The 17,768-nt window shown below is 36.6% G+C and carries 17 protein-coding genes; all 17 read right to left on the bottom strand.

From position 1 onward, the window contains the following. Positions 1-69: 69 nt before the first annotated feature. Positions 70-729 carry an acetyltransferase gene (locus PCRYO_RS03320; protein WP_011512988.1) on the bottom strand — a complete coding sequence of 220 codons (660 nt, stop codon included), beginning with the start codon at positions 727-729 and terminating at the stop codon, positions 70-72. Then, the gene (locus PCRYO_RS03315) at positions 722-1,345 is read right to left on the bottom strand and encodes a sugar transferase (RefSeq protein ID WP_011512987.1); all 624 of its coding nucleotides are present in this window, start codon (positions 1,343-1,345) and stop codon (positions 722-724) included. The genes PCRYO_RS03320 and PCRYO_RS03315 overlap by 8 nt, the downstream gene beginning before the upstream one ends. Beyond that, positions 1,346-2,473: a glycosyltransferase family 4 protein gene (locus PCRYO_RS03310; RefSeq protein WP_011512986.1), complete on the bottom strand. Its 1,128-nt coding sequence runs from the start codon at positions 2,471-2,473 to the stop codon at positions 1,346-1,348. Further along, positions 2,470-3,543, bottom strand: coding sequence for a hypothetical protein (locus PCRYO_RS03305; protein WP_105575690.1), 1,074 nt, complete (start codon positions 3,541-3,543; stop codon positions 2,470-2,472). The genes PCRYO_RS03310 and PCRYO_RS03305 overlap by 4 nt, the downstream gene beginning before the upstream one ends. A 220-nt stretch (positions 3,544-3,763) precedes the next feature. Then, entirely contained in the window at positions 3,764-4,324 is a 561-nt protein-coding gene (locus tag PCRYO_RS13140) for an IS630 family transposase (protein WP_105575689.1), read from the bottom strand. After that, positions 4,263-4,604, bottom strand: coding sequence for an IS630 transposase-related protein (locus PCRYO_RS13280; RefSeq protein ID WP_011512983.1), 342 nt, complete (start codon positions 4,602-4,604; stop codon positions 4,263-4,265). Before PCRYO_RS13280 ends, PCRYO_RS13140 begins: the two co-directional genes overlap by 62 nt. A 174-nt stretch (positions 4,605-4,778) precedes the next feature. Next, positions 4,779-5,944 (bottom strand): IS3 family transposase gene (locus PCRYO_RS03290; RefSeq protein WP_088591977.1). Its coding sequence is split into 2 segments (ribosomal slippage): positions 4,779-5,686 and positions 5,686-5,944, totalling 1,167 coding nucleotides; the frame shifts between segments, so codons are not numbered across the junction. A gap of 248 nt (positions 5,945-6,192) precedes the next feature. Then, positions 6,193-7,263, bottom strand: a complete 1,071-nt coding sequence (locus PCRYO_RS03280) for a glycosyltransferase family 4 protein (protein ID WP_011512980.1) — start codon at positions 7,261-7,263, stop codon at positions 6,193-6,195. Between the two features lie 11 nt (positions 7,264-7,274). Continuing rightward, a complete protein-coding gene (locus PCRYO_RS03275) occupies positions 7,275-8,195 on the bottom strand; it encodes a glycosyltransferase family 2 protein (RefSeq protein WP_011512979.1) in 921 nt (306 codons plus the stop codon). Further along, the gene (rfbD, locus tag PCRYO_RS03270; protein ID WP_011512978.1) at positions 8,192-9,055 is read right to left on the bottom strand and encodes a dTDP-4-dehydrorhamnose reductase; all 864 of its coding nucleotides are present in this window, start codon (positions 9,053-9,055) and stop codon (positions 8,192-8,194) included. The genes PCRYO_RS03275 and rfbD overlap by 4 nt, the downstream gene beginning before the upstream one ends. Next, positions 9,048-9,581 carry a dTDP-4-dehydrorhamnose 3,5-epimerase gene (rfbC, locus tag PCRYO_RS03265; protein ID WP_011512977.1) on the bottom strand — a complete coding sequence of 178 codons (534 nt, stop codon included), beginning with the start codon at positions 9,579-9,581 and terminating at the stop codon, positions 9,048-9,050. Before rfbC ends, rfbD begins: the two co-directional genes overlap by 8 nt. A 2-nt stretch (positions 9,582-9,583) precedes the next feature. Next, positions 9,584-10,456 carry a glucose-1-phosphate thymidylyltransferase RfbA gene (gene rfbA / locus PCRYO_RS03260; protein WP_011512976.1) on the bottom strand — a complete coding sequence of 291 codons (873 nt, stop codon included), beginning with the start codon at positions 10,454-10,456 and terminating at the stop codon, positions 9,584-9,586. Continuing rightward, the gene (gene rfbB / locus PCRYO_RS03255) at positions 10,453-11,550 is read right to left on the bottom strand and encodes a dTDP-glucose 4,6-dehydratase (protein WP_011512975.1); all 1,098 of its coding nucleotides are present in this window, start codon (positions 11,548-11,550) and stop codon (positions 10,453-10,455) included. Before rfbB ends, rfbA begins: the two co-directional genes overlap by 4 nt. Before the next feature lie 31 nt (positions 11,551-11,581). Beyond that, entirely contained in the window at positions 11,582-12,868 is a 1,287-nt protein-coding gene (locus PCRYO_RS03250; protein WP_041752988.1) for a glycosyltransferase, read from the bottom strand. 222 nt (positions 12,869-13,090) lie between these two features. After that, positions 13,091-14,983, bottom strand: coding sequence for an asparagine synthase (glutamine-hydrolyzing) (gene asnB, locus PCRYO_RS03245; RefSeq protein ID WP_011512973.1), 1,893 nt, complete (start codon positions 14,981-14,983; stop codon positions 13,091-13,093). Positions 14,984-15,001: 18 nt separating this feature from the next. Further along, the gene (locus PCRYO_RS03240) at positions 15,002-16,429 is read right to left on the bottom strand and encodes an oligosaccharide flippase family protein (RefSeq protein WP_011512972.1); all 1,428 of its coding nucleotides are present in this window, start codon (positions 16,427-16,429) and stop codon (positions 15,002-15,004) included. Positions 16,430-16,435: 6 nt separating this feature from the next. Next, positions 16,436-17,749: a glycosyltransferase family 1 protein gene (locus PCRYO_RS03235; RefSeq protein WP_011512971.1), complete on the bottom strand. Its 1,314-nt coding sequence runs from the start codon at positions 17,747-17,749 to the stop codon at positions 16,436-16,438. Positions 17,750-17,768: the final 19 nt, after the last annotated feature.

Raw genomic sequence — 17,768 nt, 5'->3', positions numbered from 1 at the left:
TGATGATTCATTATTGAAAATTAATAACTTATAACGCAATATTTGATTCTGGGGTTTTATTTATACTTTTTATTTATTCAGGAGCCTTGCAGGATTGCCAATCACGACTGCCCCAGCTGGGACCTCTTTGGTCACTACCGCACCCATCCCTACAATGGCACCTTTACCAATAATTAATGGCTTATCAGGCGTGCCTTGCTTGATGACTGCTCCTGTGCCGATATAGGCATGATCATGGATATGAATATTGCCATTGCAACTGACGCGTGGGGCAAAGGTGACATAATCGCCAATAATGCAATCATGTTCGACATAGCTATATAGATTAGCGTGGAAGCATTTGCCAATAGTGACATTGGCTGCGATAGTGACGAACGGGCTAAGTGCAGCACCGGCATCTATACTGACTTCATCCATAATTAAAGTAGTCATTCCCTGCACTGTCCACAGTGAAATACCATCTTTAACCAATTTATCTGCAATTTTTTGACGAATACTACTATTAGCAATGGCTATAAGGACAAATTTATCATCATTTTTTATACTTTTAAATTTTGTATAATTCATCGCAGTATAGCCGTTGACAGTAATATTGTCATCTAATGCATCGTCAATAAACACGATTTGGCTATCTGTATCACCTTCTAATATACGCAATTGCTCATTGGCTACTGGCATTAAACTACGACCACAGCCTGAGGCACCATAGACGGCAAATACTTTACTCATAGCTACTTTCTAAAGCTGACTGATTTTGAGAACCAGTGAACTTACTCATAGTCGCTTCACCGTCAGCACTAATACCATCTTTAATGACTACTTTTTTTACTGTCTTAAGCAATATTTTAATATCTAACCATAATGATTGGTTATCTATATACCACGTATCGAGCTCAAACTTCTTATCCCAACCGATGGCATTACGACCATTCACTTGCGCGTAGCCGGTAATACCAGGGCGTACATTATGACGACGTGCTTGTTCTTTACTGTATAGCGGCAGGTATTCCATCAATAATGGCCGTGGTCCGACTAAGCTCATATCACCTTTAACGACATTCCAAAGCTCAGGCAATTCATCGAGACTACTATTGCGTAGTGCTTTACCAAAATCAGTCAAGCGCTCACTATCAGGCAGTGGATTGCCTTCGCTATCTGTGGCGTCTTTCATGGTGCGGAACTTAATCATCTCAAACGGCTTACCGTCTAAACCCGGACGCGTCTGCCGAAACAATACTGGCGAGCCTAAATTTTGTTTAACTTTATAAGCGGTGATAGCATATACCGGAGATAAAACAACTAAAGCAGTAGTAGCGGCGGTGATATCGAAAAGGCGTTTTATCATTTATAAACCCAACATAGCTATCAATCGTTTATTTACTTTATCTGCATCGAATTTCTCTTGCGCTATTTTATAACTCTCATAGCCCATCTTTTTAATCTGTTCAGGGTGCTCTATAAAATAAATCACCTTTTCTGCTAATGCTTGCGGATTCCATTTCTCTATTAAGAAGCCACTGACGCCATCAATAACTGTCTCACGACAGCCAGGAACATCTGTGGTGATAACTGCTCGTCCGATCGCCATAGCTTCTTGCGTGCTGCGTGGCACCCCTTCGCGATAATAAGAAGGTAGTACAAAGACGCTAGACTTAGCAATCCACTTTGACACATCATTAACATGACCTGGATGCTCAATAATGCCATCTTCTACAAACTGCTTTAATTCAAAATCTTTTAATGCTCCTAGAGCTTCTTTATCTATAGCACCTAATACAATAAACTTAGCTTCTGGGTATTTACTTTTTACGATTTTAGCTGCTGATATATAGTGATGAATACCTTTTTCCGCCAGCAACCTTGCTACAAATATAAAGGTTGGCTGTGTAGGATAAGCACCCGAATAAGGATAGTTTTCTAAATTTAAACCTATTCCTCCTAAAACCTCTACTTGTTTAACCTCTATAGAATACTCCTTCAACAAATCTTTAGGATCATCAGGATTTAAGAATATAATTTTATCTAGTCTCGGCAAGGCTATTTTATAAAGAAAGACTTGAGCTGCTTTAATGGCCTGAGATTTCTTACTTACCTGATTAGGCTGTTCAGTAAAGGTATAGCCTAGTCCTTCAAGCATACCTATAATACGCGGTACCTTAGCTATTTTTGCCGCGAGCGTTCCAAAGATTACAGGTTTAGAGAAATAAGAAAACACAATATCTGGTGCTATGCTTTTAATTTTTTTGGATAAGGCGTAGGTCGCTATTATATCTGCTAAAGGGTTCAGACCTCCACGATTTAGCTGATAGGTAACAGGTATAGCGCCTAGCTCTTCAATTCGCTTAAGGTCGCTTTGGCTATATTCTGAGGTAAAAGCATAAACCGTATGTTGTTTTGCTCGCAAGGTTTTGATCAATTCAGATCTGAATCCATAAAAACTTGATGCCACTGTACCAATGATGACTATTTTCATGACTTAACCACCTGAATCTTTCTTGAATGTAAGCTTTTTAATCTTAAAATATAGAAAAAAGCAATGTAAACTGCAATATAGTTATATAGCCTCAATCGTACTGCTGTACCTAAGTTGTCATTACCAATTAACCAGACACTAGCATACAGTACAAAGAATACGATTAAGAAGCGTACAAATTTATCAGCCCATCGGATATTCTTGATCACGTATACAAGCATAAATAGAAATGGGACTGTCTCTACAATTAATAGAACTATTGCTAATGGATTGGTAATATATAACCCTAACATCTGACCTAAAAAGCTAAGTATGAAATTAGGGATAAACATGATGGGGTTAGAAAAATCTATACCTAAATTTGAGCCGCCCTCAGCCTCTTCGAATCCTGCGCGGTATTCAGTGAGGGAATTGAAAATACCTACATAATTAGCAGCGAATAACGCAAGGAAATATAACGCTCCAAGAAATATGATTCTTCTCTTAGTAAATTTTATTTTCCAGAGTAGAAGTGATAATAGAAATGCATATCCTAGATAAGGGCGTAGACCTAGTAAAAATAAACCTACTATAGCAGATACAGCTAACATTAATAAAAATCTTGAGAATCTTGAGCTCTCTAAAGATTTTTTCACAAAAAAACAACCCATTAAGAAGATAAATACCATAAATACATCTCGATAAATATCGAAAGTAAAAATAAAAAGTGTTGGATAAATAGCACATAAAAGAAAGATATAAAGGTAATACTTTTGATGATATTTAAAGCTTAATCCTGAGATTTTAGAAACCATACTTGGAATAAAAAATAGATTTAAAAGAAAAAATAAGTAAGAGATGTATTCCCGTGAATAAATTCCAATATCATTAAGAGACCTCAATATAACTGGCCATACATTAACTGCTAAATCAAAACGACCTAAAGCGTAGTTATCGTAATAATTTGCATCACTTCCTCCTCCTAAAGGTATTAAGAATAAATCATTTTTAATAGCTATAAAAATAAACATCTTAATGAAATAAAATAAGATAATAATAAATAGCAAATAATAGTTATTGATTTTAAGCATATTCAACCATAATGATTATTTTAGAAAAATAGTTTTACAAATATTAGACTTCTTGCAAAAGTCATGGACTAAGCTCGAAATTAACAACACTGTCGAATATAGTCAAGTCCACTTAAAAGTGTTATAAACTAATTATCAAATTCAATTGTTATTATAAAGACCATGACTTACTCACTAGATTTTCGTATGCAAGTTCTTAAAAGTATAGATGATGGTATAGTCAATCCACAATAAAATTAGTACAACCCATATTATGGAACAGTTTAGGTAGATTATTCTCTATCCACCCTTGTCGTAGAAACTTAGCCTGTGCCCATTTTTTCTCAATAGGGTTTAAATCAGGGCTGTAAGGCGGTAGAAATAACAAGCGATGACCATGCCTGTTGAGTAATCTCTGAACGCGTTTATGAAAGCTGGCGTTATCCATGACGATTACGCATTTCGTTTTGATGCATGGTATTAGCGTGTTTTTGCACCAGTGGTAGAATATGTCGCCATTGATATTTCTCTCAAAGTAATCCAGGGCAAACAGCATCTTTTCATACAAAGCACCAATGACGTTGGTTCGTTTTTTACCTTGCCAATTATAGCTATCGATGCAAGGGGCTCCAATAGGTGCATAACCATGAGAGCGAATGGTCTCGGCCTCAAAGCCACTCTCATCCATGTATACAATAGTAAAGCCTTGAGCGATGTAGTCGTTAAGTTTGCTTAGATACTTAGCTCTTTTTAATGGGCAAGCTTTTGGATGCGCTAAGGTCTTTTTTTTGGCTGATGCCAAGACGTTTTAAAGCGGCCTCGATGCCCGACTTACTACAGCCAAAACGCTGTGCTCTCTCATACATGTAATCGTCTGGATACTGTTCAACATCTTTTAATAACGCTTCGTCAGGTATTTTACTGGGTGGTTTATTGCGAGTGAGTTTGATACTAGGATCTTTGAGCCAATTCTGTAGCGTGGCCTTACTAATGTCATAGAATGCACAAGCTTGTCTGATACTCATACCTTGTTGTTTGACACTTTTAAGCACTTGTGCTCGAAAGTCTGCTGAATAAGTCATAATCTTTTTACTTTTCGCTTACTTTAAAATCACTGTACCACTTTTATAAAGGCTCTACTATATGACCTTTGCCGAGGCAGCTGAGTTTTACAATCTCAGTTCAACCACCATACAAAACTGGAAGAGACGTGACCCCTGCCGTCAAATCCGTACAGTTAGACTTGGGAGATTTAATTATGCAGCTTGACGATAATAGTCAAACCACACCTGTCTTGGCGATTTATAGCCTAAACCCTTTTGAATTCTCGTTTGGTTGTAGTACAACTCGATATATCTAATGATATCGGTAATAGCGGCAAATCTAGTCTTATAGTCCTGATGATATACCAGCTCATTCTTTAATACACCCCAGAAGCTCTCTATGGGTGCGTTGTCATAACAATTACCTTTACCACTCATGGAGCCTTTAAACTGATGCTGTTTAATAATTTTATGATACGCATGGCTACAGTACTGACCGCCTCTGTCAGAGTGAACAATTAGTCCCTTGCTTGGTCTCTTATTCTTAATTGCCATGTTCAATGCTTTGCAAACTAAGTCAGCGGTCATACGTTTGTTGATGGCATAGCCAACCAGCTCTTTGGTATACAAGTCTTTAACGCCTGCTAAGTACAGCCAGCCCTCGGTTGTCCAGATATAGGTGATATCACTGACCCAGGCTTCGTTAGGGCGGTTGACGTCAAACTGCTGATCGAGCACGTTGTCATAGATGAGCTTATTATGATTAGAGTCAGTGGTGACCTTAAAGCGCTTGTGGCGACGGCATTTGATGCCATGCTCCTCTTTAATATTTCTGACCATGTATGGGCTGATATCATATCCTTGCTCATTTAGATGCGCATGCAGACGCTCAAAGCCGTAGCGCTCCTTTGTTTCACTGTGTGCCGCTTTGATTAGCAGCTCAGACTGGTTACGATGTATCTGCTGGCTGCTAATATCACGATTTATCCAATCGTAATAGCTTGATGGCTTAACGCTCAATACACGGCACATAGTGGTGATGCTAAAGATTGGCTGGTTGTCTTTAACAAAGGCGTACTTTACTAGCTGTGTTTGGCGAAGTACGCCGTCGCCTTTTTTAGAATTTCGCGCTCCTCCTCAGCGACTTTCAGCTGTCGCTTGAGGCGCTTATTCTCTTCTAGCACGGCAATTAGCTGTGGGTCATATTGCTCAGTCCCTGCAAGCTTGCCTTGAGTGGCTTTGTTCTGCCAGTTAGATAGCGTTTGCATGGCTATGCCAAGCTGCTTTGCAGTCGCTGAAATATTACCCTTATTGTCTGCTATCTTCTTAATAACTTCGGCTTTAAATTCATAGCTGTAGGTTCTTACTTTCTTGACCATGGTAAACTCCTCTTTGAGTCGTTAGTTTACCAAGTTTAGTTGTACGGTTTCTTCAGCATAGCTCATACTGCTGATATCGTTCACCTAAGCTTAGATGTGTATAGTTCATGGTTGCAATCTCACTTTGGCGGTGGATAGAAACTTTGATGCTAGCGCATCTAGGTCTTTTTTTTACCTCGCATTTGGTATTGCACTTCATGTGTTAATCTAAGAAGTAAAAAACTTACGTAACAAACTCATAAAACAACTTATTTATTATAAGTATTAGCTTTAATAATTTGTGCTAAAAACCTAGGAGCTTGCACTTCTAATGAGTACCACTTGTCAACCTTTAGTCGACCAGCATCACCCATTTTGCTAATAAATTTAGAGTTAACTTCTAGTAGATCTCTTAAAGCCTGATCCCATTCTTCAAGTGAAGAAGCCAGCTTCCCCGTTTTATCTGAATCTACAATATCACAATTCACACCTACTGGAGAGGCTACAACAGCGACACCACAAGCCATGTATTGGATTAATTTATAACCACATTTACCTCTTTCCCAAGGCGAGTCTTTCAACGGCATGATACCGATACTAAACTGCTGTATAGATGAAACCTCACTCTCTTCTGACCATGACCAGGTTTCTATAGCAGTACCTTCAAAGTCTTCAGGTCTTCCACCTACCGCAACAAAACGTACATTTACATTGTTTTTAATTGCTGCAAAAATCGGCAAAAGAGGCTGCAGGTATTGACTAGTTTGTGGTGTACCTATCCAGCCTACAATAGGTGTATTTATATCAATGTCCCTATGTATACGATAACGCTTTGTATCCACTACTGTAGGAATAAGTTCAACATTTTTAGCGCCAGCAAGTTTAGCACGTTCTGCGATATATTTATTACCAACAGTCACTATGGATGCATAACGCATAACAGAATCAATTTTCTTGCCCAATAATATCCTAACCCAACGATATGAATGACAATCATAATTATGAAAAATTGCATCATCGTAATCAACAATGTAACGCACGCCTAAAAAATGAAATAAGCGTTCTACAATTGCAGGTATAAATGGAAATACTTCTTTTTCAATAATTACTAAATCATAACTACGAACATTAAATAGTGTGACAACCCTACTGAAGTAACCTTTGATTATTTCACCCCAACGAGAATTCCCCTCATATAGTGCAAGTAAATATTTATCAGATAGAAGCGGGCTAATACTTATATCAACGTCCTTTTCGTTAAAATAAGGTATATACTGCAAAAATCGAACTCTAGAACTAGCACCAAGCGTGCCGTATCTTGACAAAAGAAGAACTTTCATAGGTTAGGCCTCTAGTTATTACGCAAAATATTACCCACTGAACCACCTAGCATGCGAAAAGCTGACCAAGTATGTTTTATACCAGTAATATCACGCCGTATAAGGCACCAAATAGTTCTTGTAAAAGGCTCAACTAGAAAGACCACTATCAATAATAGTGAAGCTTGCCAACGTGGAAAATGCTTAAAGGCATATAACAAACGGCTACGTAATATGTAGAATAGACGATGGGCTTTTACTTGTTGAGAAGTTCCGCCTCCTGCATGAAAAGCTTTTGCTTCTGTAAGATACCAACTAGTCCAACCTAAATCTTTAATGCGTTTAGCCACATCAACTTCTTCAAAATATACAAAAAACTGTTCATCAAAACCTTTACATGACTCAAATACATTTCTACGTATAAAGTAAAATGCCCCGATTACTTGATCAACCTGCTGAGTGTTTAAGTGATTCCATGTAGACATCGCTATTCCTGTACTTTTAAACTTGGAAAATTTATCAAGACCAATTGCAGAAAAAAACAAACGTTTAAAAGTAGGAGAATAAGCACAGCTACGACTAACAACACCTTGCTCATCTACAAGCTGAATACCACAAATTCCAACTTTTGAGTTGTAAGCTTGTTCCATAAAAACTAAAGGTACAGATAGAGAATTGGATTCAATTCTTGTATCAGGGTTAAGAAAAAGAATATAAGGTGCATCTCCAGCTTTAGCCCCAATATTACAAGCAGCACCGAATCCCAAGTTTTCTCCAGCACGAATAAGTTCTACTTTCGAAAGATCCTCAACGGAATCGGCAGAGCAATCAATTGAACCGTTATCTACAATAATAATACGTGAAATCTTATTTATACTATGGGCAAGAATAGAATCAATACATTGCTTTAACTGAATGCCACTATTCCAATTTACAATTACAATATCTATCATATAGTACTCAACTCTGACTTCCATTCTGGAATCTTTTGTCCTAATAATTTTTCTAGTTTACTACAGTCCAAGACTGAAAAAGCTGGCCTTACAGCAGGCGTAGGGTAGTCAGCAGTAGTGATTTTTTTGATAGTAGGTGTTTGCGGTATAAAACCACTCTCTCTTGCTTGCTTAAAAATTTCAACAGCAAATTCATACCAACTGCAAGCGGAGGAATTACTAAAATTATAAATACCCCAAGGCAGACTATCAGTTTGTTGATATAGCTCAGCTAGTTTCCACAAGATATCTGCAATACTAGTCGCACTAGTAGGGCAGCCGTGCTGATCACCAACTATTGATAATTCATCCCGCTCTTTAGCTAAACGCAGCATAGTTTTTACAAAGTTATTGCCTCGCGCACTAAACACCCAACTGGTACGCAAAATAATATGCTTATTATGAGTCGCGGCTAACATTTGCTCACCAGCAAGCTTGCTCGCACCGTAAACACTTTGCGGGTTAATCGAGTCAGTTTCTTTGTATGGCGTTGTAGACTCGCCATCAAAGACATAATCGGTTGAAATATGAAACAATGGAATATCGGCATGCGCAGCAGCTTGAGCTAACCAAGCTACAGCCTTTTCATTAATAGCATATGCGTTATCTGAATCACTCTCAGCTTTATCAACTGCGGTATAAGCTGCGGCGTTAATGATTAGATTAGGCTGGTGCAGAGCAACTGCTACATTTACTTGATCTTGATCAGTAATATCCAATTGAGCAGAACTCAGCCCAATCACAGTAAAGCCTGCAGGCACCAAATTAACCAACTCGCTGCCAACCTGCCCTTTAGCACCGGTCACTAGGACTCTAAACATGAGCTTCCAACCCCGCATAGGCTTTATCTTTATCTGACAGCTTTACATCACTAATCGGCCAATCAATATTGAGCAAGGGGCAATTCCACGCTATACCGCCTTCATCAGTAGGATCGTAGTAATCAGTACACTTATATACAAAATCTACTTCATCACTCATAACTAAAAAGCCATGTGCATAACCGGGCGGTACCCAGAGCTGACGATGATTATCTTCGCTCAGCTCAACACCCACGTACTCTCCATATGTGGATGATTCTGGATTTATATCAGCAGCAACATCATAAACAGCGCCAAGCGTGACACTAACTAACTTACCTTGCGGCTTAGTTTTCTGAAAGTGCAAACCGCGTAATACGCCCTTACCTGAGCGCGAGTGATTGTCTTGTACAAATGTTAAATCAATACCTGCAAGTTCTTTATAACGCTCAGCATTGAAGGTTTCTTTAAAAAAACCACGGTAATCACCAAAAATCTTTGGTTCGATAATTAATACGCCAGCTAACTTAGTTTTAATCACTTGCATGATCAATTCTCCTGCTCTAACAGATTCAGCAAATACTGTCCGTAGCCTGTCTTACTTAGGTCAGTAGCTTGTAATCTAAGCTGTTCAGCCGTTAACCAGCCTTGACGATATGCAATTTCCTCTAAGCAAGCCACTTTTAAGCCTTGACGCGCTTCGATGGTTTGTACGAAGTGCCCTGCCTCCATTAAGGAATCGTGAGTACCTGTATCTAACCAAGCGAAACCGCGGCCTAACAAACTGACATGTAAATCACCACGCTCTAGGTAAGCATTGTTTATATCTGTGATTTCTAACTCACCACGGTGCGATGGCTTAACCTGCTTTGCAATCTCAACAACATCGTTATCATAAAAATATAAACCAGTAACAGCATAGCTCGATTTAGGTTTTTGAGGCTTCTCTTCAATTGATAGCGCTTTGCCATCGCTATCGAAATCAACGACACCAAAACGTTCTGGGTCAATTACATGATAGCCAAATACAGTAGCACCTATCGGGCGCTTAGCGACTTCTTGTAACATACCACTAAAGCCATGGCCATAAAAAATATTGTCACCCAAAACTAAACACACATTGTCTTGACCAATAAATTCTTCGCCAATAATAAATGCTTGTGCTAAACCGTCTGGAGAAGGCTGTTCGGCATAACTTAACTCAATACCGAAGCTTTCACCCGTTCCAAGTAATTTTTGGAAGCTAGGTAAATCTTCTGGTGTAGAAATAATCAAAACCTCACGAATACCAGCGAGCATCAGTACTGATAAGGGATAATAAATCATCGGCTTATCATAAATTGGTAGTAACTGCTTAGACACACCACGAGTAATAGGATGTAGGCGTGTACCTGAACCGCCAGCTAAAATAATACCTTTCATTTATACTCTCCCAATCGTTCTAAGCGGTAACTTCCATTTAGCACACGCTGCCACCAATTTTTATTATCTAAATACCATTGCACTGTTTTACGCATACCGGTTTCAAAGCTTTCTTCTGGAACCCAGTCTAATTCACGTTCGATTTTACTAGCATCTATAGCGTAACGAACATCATGACCTGCACGATCTTTGACGAATACAATTAAATCTTCGTACTTAGCTATACCCGCGGGCTTCTGATCAGAAGCCATCTCCTCAAGCAACGCACATAGTATAAGTACTACATCAATATTGCGTTTTTCATTATGACCGCCGATGTTATAAGTCTCACCAACCACGCCTTCAGTTGCTACTTTAATTAAAGCGCGGGCATGATCTTCTACATATAGCCAATCACGGATCTGGCTGCCGTCACCATAGACCGGTAAAGACTTACCAGCCAATGCGTTTAAAATAATATGCGGAACTAATTTTTCAGGAAAATGATAAGGTCCATAATTATTAGAACAGTTTGTTATAACTACAGGTAGACCATAAGTTCTATACCAAGCACGCACTAGATGATCAGAGCTTGCTTTACTAGCAGAGTAAGGAGAACTAGGCGCATAAGAGGTTGTTTCAGTAAATAGGTATTCACCTACTGAATTAGGGTTTTCAAGCTTATCGGGATGAGGTAGGTCACCATAAACCTCGTCAGTGCTTATATGATGAAAACGAAAGATTTGTTTACGCTCAGAACTTAAGTGACTCCAGTAAGCACGCGCTGCCTCTAACATATTATAAGTACCAACAATATTGGTTCGTATAAAATCATCAGGTGCATCGATAGAGCGATCAACATGGCTTTCTGCAGCTAAGTGCATTACCACATCCGGCTGATACCTTTCAAAGACTCTAGCCAATTCAGTAGGATTGCAAATATCAACTTGTTCAAATGTATAGCGTGAATTATCACTCACTGGATCACATGACTCTAAATTACCTGCATAAGTAAGTTTATCAAGATTCATAAGTGAGTTTTGTGTATGCTGTAGCAAATGCCTTACCACAGCAGAACCAATGAAACCCGCACCGCCCGTTATCAGAAATTTCATATAAACTTGAGCCTTATTATTTATTTTTGAATTAAGCTTTATCCAGAAAAGCAAGCACGTTCTCTGCCTGAATCTTCCTAGAAAACTCTTCAACTATATCTTTACCAAATAAAGATATATCTGGAACCCCATATTCTATCCAATTCTTAATAGTTTGGGATATTAATTTAACATCTTTACCTACAACTGAACCATGTCCTGAACTGACAATCAATTGACCTGTACTAGTTTCTTCAGTTGCACCCACACCTAAAATATATTTTTTAGTTGCAAGATATTCAAAGATCTTACCCGTCAATACCCCTGTTATACCAGGCGCTTCAAATTCTAAAAAAAGTAAAATATTGGCGTCGCGTTGTGCCCTAAGAGCATCTTCCCGTGGTAAAAAACCTAAATATTCACAGAATTCCTCAACATCATATTCACTTGCCAATGAAGTAACATCCGAGTTATTTCCAGCAAAAAAAACTTTTAGAGAGTCAGGGTTAAGTCTAATTGATTTCTTAAGATTAGCTATTGCTCTAAAAAGAGGCGAAGGGTCCTGTTTGCCTTTATAAATTGACCCAGTATACACAATACGTATCATATCGTCTTTTGGAAAGTAAGGTTTATCACTCAATGCCTCAAAATCTTCTAAATCATAGCCATTATATACAACCTCCACTTTACTTCTAACTTTACTTTGAATTTTGTTAGCTAGTGGCTTAGAAACAGTAGTTATAAGATCAGCATACTTATGGAACCTGTTTTCTAAATTTCTTTCATAATGCTCAAATATTGGGAAACCAGGGAACAGATGGTTATCAGTCCATAGATCTCTCCAATCAACTATCCATTTAGTATTAGGATTTTTCTTTTTAATAGCTAAGCCTACCCTATGAACAGTATAGGGCCCGCCTGTAGAAACAACTAAATCCCAAGACTCATTTATTGCCCACTTTGTAGCGTTCGGTGTCCATAAATCTGTAAAGTCAGGAAATCTACAACCATAGAACATTCCATACTTTTGGCTTAAAAAAAATACTGAACGTTTGAACCATGGTGTTTTTGTAGGTTCATTTAAAACCTCATCGCCTACTAAGGCCTTTAAGGATTCAGCTTTACGTAAACTATAGGTACTTAATAAAGGCACAGGTATTTCATGTGCTTTAAACCCCTCATAAGACATAGGCATATCAGAACTTTTTTGCGGCTTAGGTGTTGTTAGAACCGTCACATCATGTCCCATTCGAGACCACCATTTAGCCCAACTATAGGGTCGCAAAGAAGCAATAGAGTTTTGGGGAGGAAAAAAAGTACTTACTATTAAAATTTTCATAAAAAATTTACTCTAATATCAAAAAGATAGGTTTAAATTCTTAGTTGTATGTTGCTAATTATATGTTTATTAGCTACCAAAACACTAACTAACCGAGAGCTTGTTATAAACTCATATTAAAAGTGATATACAGCACTAACACTTCAAGTTAGTTAGATTTAAATCATATTTTAGAATTAATCCTAAAATTTAAAACCTAGTTTATTAATAAATTAAGCATTATTAATTTAACGTTGCTATTTCCATTAGGGTGTACCACCGTATGTAATTAACCCATCGCCACACTCTGCTATCAAAGCTACGCTCTCCAAGTATGACCTGCTTAAACCCCTCTAAAACTTCTGCTTTATTAATAAAAGGGATTTCTGGTGCATCATTTATCCAAGTTTCTATAGCACCACTCATACTTAATAGCCATTCTGCTTCTGGAGTTTCAAAACCAATCTTATCCTTTCTGTCTAAATGGCTATCAGGAACAATGCCACGCATAGCTTCACGAAAAATATGCTTCGTTACACCTTTATTAGAGATTAAATAATTTTCAGGCAAGCTTAATAAAAACTCAGCCATTGGCAACGTTAAGAAAGGAACACGGCTTTCAATCGAGAACGCCATTGAATTACGATCACCATGGCGCAACAACGATGGTAGACCTTTGCTTTCTATAGATTCAGCTAAAGCTTCTCTAACACGCTTTCCTTTATTTTTCTTTGAAAGAATTGAACGATCAACTTCAAAATTAACTCCCTTATTAATTAAATAATCAATATTCAATCCTGATGTATAGCTGTCCCGACCAGTAGTTTTTTTAGCTACTTTATATAATAAATTTGGAAGCTTTAAGCTGGCAAGATTTTTCCATGGAGTAAGATAACTTCTCCCAGGAAAGGTAGCCCAGTGTTTCGCAAAATATTTTGCTTTGATAAAATTACCAGTTTCTAAAATACTTAGTAGCCTTCTACCTGGATAGCCGTTGTAACCAGCTAGCAACTCGTCTGCACCTTGACCATCTAAGGTGACTGTAATACCACTTTCTTTTGCTAATTTAAATACGCGATATTGTGCATAGATACTTGTACCACCAAAAGGCTCACCCTGCATCAGCAACATATTATCTAAATCTTTTTGCATTTCTGCTGAGTTTGAAACCACTTTATGTTCTATCGCCTTAATATCTTTATTAATTAGGTCTACCCATACTTCCTCAGAGATACGATTGTCAGATGCAATATAACTAAATGTATGAATTGGCGTGTTTGGTTCAAGATGACGAACTGCACATACAACGGCTGAAGAATCTACACCACCTGAAAGAGCAACGCCCAATGGAACATCACTACGTAAATGCAGTTTTACACTATCTAGAAATAGGGTACGCAATTTATCTTTTGCCTCATCAAAACTAAGCGTAGAAGTATAGCTTAGATCGGGCTGCCACCAAGCTTTAGGCTCAGTCATATTCCCAGTAATCAAACTAAATTCTAAATAATGCCCTGGCATTATATGTTTGACTCCTTCAACAAAGGTAGACTCAGTAGAGTCATAGTCACCATGTACTAAATAATCATAAGCTCTTTGCAAATTAGGTTCGAAAGTAGTATTACGAAGTTTTATTAATCCACGTATGTCTGAACCAAAGAAAACTCTTTTATCTTGGGGCAAAGTATAAAAAAAAGGCTTAATTCCAAAAGCATCTCTAACTAGAACTATTTTTTTAGCAGCCTTGTCAAATATAACAAATGAAAACATTCCAATAAACTTGGGTAAAGCTTCTAAGCCCCAAGCTATCCAAGCATTTAAAAGTACCTCTGTATCAGAGTCAGTAGTAAAATCAAAGCCTAGTGCTAATAGTTCAACTCGTAATTCTTTATAGTTATAAATCTCACCATTGAAAACGAGGTTATAACGACCACATTTTGATATAAATGGTTGAGAAGCTTCATCACTTAAATCAATAATTGAAAGACGAGCATGACCTAAACCAACATAATAACTTTCAGATCGCTGTACGAGAGATAACTGTTTATCTGGTCCACGATGCTTAATGACATCAAGAGAATCAACTAAAAGTGATTCATAGTTTCTTTCTGAAATAAATCCTAAAAATCCACACAAATTAAATTCTCCTCAGATTTATTTCTTTAATAAATCTCGAAATTGTTTAAAGTCTTTTAACGATATCAAGCCAGCTAATAAAAATAAAAGAATACAAAAAATTAGGGCTATAGATTTATAAATTAGTAATAAATAGAAGCTCTCATGAATAATAGGGATAAACCATGCTAATAGTGAAACTAATAAAGTACTAGCAATGATAGGTTTAAAATCATGAGGAACATAGTAAATCTTTTGACTTAGAATCATGTAGATAGTGAAAACAATAAAATAGCTAATCAGCGTTGCAACTGCAGCACCTTGAATCCCGAAAATAGGTATAAGTACATAGTTGAGTACAATATTCAAAGTTGCACCTATGATATTTACAATAACAAAATAAGACGTTTTCTTGGCAATAGCCATGCCTGGCGCAAATATATACATATTAGATAATATAATAGCAGGTACTAAAAAAATGATAACACTATAACTATAGTAAAACTCTTCTGTAACTATTAGGTGTAATATGTTTTCAGCAAAAAAACTAATTAAAATAAATATAAGAAGTATCAATGTAACGAAATACCTGAATATACGAGCAAGTTGAGGAGGCGTTGTTTTTTCATGATAATGTTTATAAATGAGAGGGGTTAAAGCCCCTTGAAAACCAACCATAGCTAGACCAGCAATACTTGATACACGATAACCAAGACCGTATAAACCTACATCACTAATGGTCATAAGATGTTTAATCATAATACGATCAATATAAAGACTTAACCATACTGCTACACCAGAGAAAACTAACGGTATTGAGAAAACAAGCATCTCTTTCAGTTTTATCAAACTAAATCTAAATCTAAAGGTATTACGTAACAACCATAAACCAAAAATACCACCAATCAAATTACCAATTAACAGACCAAATAAGAGCCCTTCTAAACCGTAGTCTAAGAAATAAGCTGCTAAAACAGATACGAATGCAGTAGCTACAGACATAATGATACTAATAACTGCGTATTCCTTGCTACGCAATTCCCATCTGAATTGGTTTTGGATCAGATAAAACAAGCCGTTAGACCAAATATATAGAATACCTAGTATAAAAGCGTTTTCAACGTTTAGTTGACCCATAACCATAAAAGAAAGTTTTTTATGAAATATTAACAACAATACAGAAAATATTGTATAAACAGCGAATGTAAACCAAAAAGCCGAAGATGCATAAAGAACTTTCGAATTAGTATTATCTTCAGAAGTAAAGTAACGTGCTAAACCTTGGGAAACTTCTAATGCAATAGTCAGGTTAATTATATTTACAAAAATAAGGAATAGATCAAAAGATCCATAGTCAGCTGTTGTCAATACCTTTGTATAGAGTGGGATTAAAAAAAATGACATTCCTCTTGAAATCAAACTAGGAAGAGTATAAGTAACACTGTCTTTGAAAAGTCTTTTTAACATAGTATTTTAATCTTTACTAATAAATTCAATAAATGCATGTTCAAGATCAGAACGATCTTTTAATTGTAGAGAGTCAATACCATAATTAACAATCATTCGGTTAACAATTCTCTTAGTTAATTCAGAGCTCTGACCTACTCCTTCCAGATAGATAATTTCTTTAGGATCAATCATCCATTCACTAGGAATATTACCCTCAATAATTTTTTTATACTTTAGAGCCACTTCATTTATGCTCCACTTCTCTCTTACAAATATTTTTGCTTTTTCACCTAAAATTTTTCGCTGTTCAGTATCAACAATTAGTTCTTCTATGTTCTTTTCTATATCATCTGGATAACAAATTTTCGAAGGAGGCCACATATCTTCTTTCACATAATTTTTTAAAGATTCAAGACCGTAACCACCAACAATTGCAGGTTTACCAAACCAAGCTGCTTCAGTAGCAAAAGTAGCCAAAGGTGTATCCGAATATAATTGATCAACAATAAAATCACACTTTTTAATTTCTTCTATTACCTCAGAATTAGGTTTATTTTGTAATAGTATAAAATCAATATTATACCCTTTATCTTTTAAATTATTGATTGCATCAATAATTAAACTTGTTCCCTTTACTGCTGGATGACTAGGTGAATGTAGTATTCTAACTTTTTTATTACTTCGATCCTCAATTGAATATTTTTTTTCGAATGTATCAATAAATAAAGCTTTATTATATATTGGGAGCCCAATAGAAAAGTGATTAATATATTTTTTTCTAATAAACTGGCTTGTACTATATGGCGCCCCAACTATTACATCGGCATAATCTGATATGTTACGGTTATTTTTTTTTATTTTACGTGTAATAGCCCTATATGCCTTAGATGTTGGAACTAGAGTTCCATCCTTGCTCTGGTGTGTGCCGTCAATATATGGTGGTCTAGACTCTGATCCATGCATAATATTAAATATTATTTTTTTATCAAAAACCTTATATATAAAGAGCTCAAACCTTGTAAATCTAGTTAGCGTTTGGCCAAAACCAAAAATCAAAACATCATATTTTCTTATTACATCTATGAAAAACAAAAACTTTGTTAACTCTGAAACTATAAAAATAGGTATTTTTATAGTCAATAGATTACACTCCTGCTGTTTAGTTGATAAGAACTTTATAATAGCAAGTAAAATTGTTGGTTTTGATTCACCTCCATAACCGAATGGATGATTTTGATAGGTATGAAATTTAGCATCAAGACCTATATTAGAAAACCCCTTCATTAAATTACTATAATAACCTGCAATTTCGCAAGGCCCAATAAATATTTTTTTCATTAAAACACCATACTCATTA

Source organism: Psychrobacter cryohalolentis K5 (assembly GCF_000013905.1).
Lineage (GTDB): Bacteria > Pseudomonadota > Gammaproteobacteria > Pseudomonadales > Moraxellaceae > Psychrobacter > Psychrobacter cryohalolentis.
The sequence above is the reverse complement of the archived record's forward strand: the minus strand, read 5'-3'. Positions and strand labels throughout refer to the sequence as shown.